This is a genomic window from Mycobacterium sp. E2238 (assembly GCF_001672665.1).
Lineage (GTDB): Bacteria > Actinomycetota > Actinomycetes > Mycobacteriales > Mycobacteriaceae > Mycobacterium.
The window spans coordinates 1-1618 of record NZ_LZKF01000180.1 but is presented as its reverse complement, the minus strand read 5'-3'; the positions used below and the strand labels follow the sequence as shown (position 1 = coordinate 1618).

Annotated in this window: 3 pseudogenes; 1 reads left to right on the top strand and 2 read right to left on the bottom strand. The window is 71.6% G+C overall.

What is annotated here, in order from left to right:
- Positions 1-525 (top strand): annotated as a pseudogene (locus tag A5711_RS16200) (hypothetical protein); the annotation flags it as partial.
- Here A5711_RS16200 and A5711_RS26405 read toward each other — a convergent pair.
- Positions 495-1079: pseudogene (locus A5711_RS26405) on the bottom strand (lipid II flippase MurJ); the annotation flags it as partial. The pseudogenes A5711_RS16200 and A5711_RS26405 sit on opposite strands and share 31 nt — an antisense overlap.
- A pseudogene (locus A5711_RS16190) lies at positions 1076-1618 on the bottom strand (hypothetical protein); the annotation flags it as partial. The pseudogenes A5711_RS26405 and A5711_RS16190, both read right to left, overlap by 4 nt.

Sequence of the window (1618 nt, the reverse complement as noted above, 5' to 3'; positions counted from 1 at the left end):
GCCCAGCAGCGCCTGGCCGTCGTCGGCAAGACGATCAACGACCTGTTCGGCGCGGTCACCATCGTCAACCCGGGCGGCTCCTACACCCTGGCCACCGAGCACAGCCCCTTGCCGCTGGCGCTGCACAACGGCCTCTCCGTCCCCATCCGGGTGCGGCTGCAGGTGGACGCCCCGCCGGGGATGACGGTGACCGACGTGGGCCAGATCGAATTGCCGCCGGGATACCTCCCGCTGCGGGTGCCGATCGAAGTGAACTTCACCCAACGGGTCGCCATCGACGTGACGCTGCGGACCCCGGAGGGCCTGCGGCTCGGTGAGCCCGTCCGCCTGTCGGTGCATTCCAACGCCTACGGCAAGGTGTTGTTCGCCATCACCATGACCGCTGCGGCCGTGCTGATATTGCTGGCCGGCCGACGCCTGTGGCACCGCTTCCGCGGCCAGCCCGACCGCGCCGACCTGGACCGGCCGGACCCACCGGAGGCCAGGTCCGCGCGCACGGACGACCAGACCGACGTCAGGCCGTAGGCGAGCACCTGGGGGAGCAGCAGGTAGGCGAACGCGGTGGTCAGCGGCTCATTGACCTGCGGTGCGCGGCCGAGCATGAGCCGCACCAGCAGCGGCGCGGCGAGCACCGACAGCGCGGTCGCGAATACCAGGAGCGCGGTCGTCAACGTGACCAGGCGCCGCACGAACGCGGCGCCGCCGTCGGGGTCGCTCTGTTCGGCGCGGGCCAGCACCGGCACGAAAATGGCGGTGAAGGTCGCCTCGAGCACCAGCGCGGCCACCAGGTTCGGTAGCTGGTTGGCCACCGAGAACGCGCTGGACAACGCGGCCCCCAGGATGGCCGCGAGAAGCACGATCCTGCCAAAGCCGGTCAGCCGGCTGACCAGCGTGGCGAAGGCCATCGCCCACGACCGCGATACCAGCGCCGCGTCGGACAGTTCGGGTCGCCGGCGATCGATCCCCGCCGGGACGGGCGGCAGGGGGCCCGTGGGCGGCGAGCCCGAGGTCCGGGGTCGCCGCGGCGGCTGTGGCGGGCGCGGGTGTTGCGGTGCGGCCTGCCGGTGAGCGGGTTTCATACTCGGTGCTCTTGCTCGACCCGATCGTCGGTCTGGTCGTCCGTGCGCGCGGACCTGGCCTCCGGTGGGTCCGGCCGGTCCAGGTCGGCGCGGTCGGGCTGGCCGCGGAAGCGGTGCCACAGGCGTCGGCCGGCCAGCAATATCAGCACGGCCGCAGCGGTCATGGTGATGGCGAACAACACCTTGCCGTAGGCGTTGGAATGCACCGACAGGCGGACGGGCTCACCGAGCCGCAGGCCCTCCGGGGTCCGCAGCGTCACGTCGATGGCGACCCGTTGGGTGAAGTTCACTTCGATCGGCACCCGCAGCGGGAGGTATCCCGGCGGCAATTCGATCTGGCCCACGTCGGTCACCGTCATCCCCGGCGGGGCGTCCACCTGCAGCCGCACCCGGATGGGGACGGAGAGGCCGTTGTGCAGCGCCAGCGGCAAGGGGCTGTGCTCGGTGGCCAGGGTGTAGGAGCCGCCCGGGTTGACGATGGTGACCGCGCCGAACAGGTCGTTGATCGTCTTGCCGACGACGGCCAGGCGCTGCTGGGC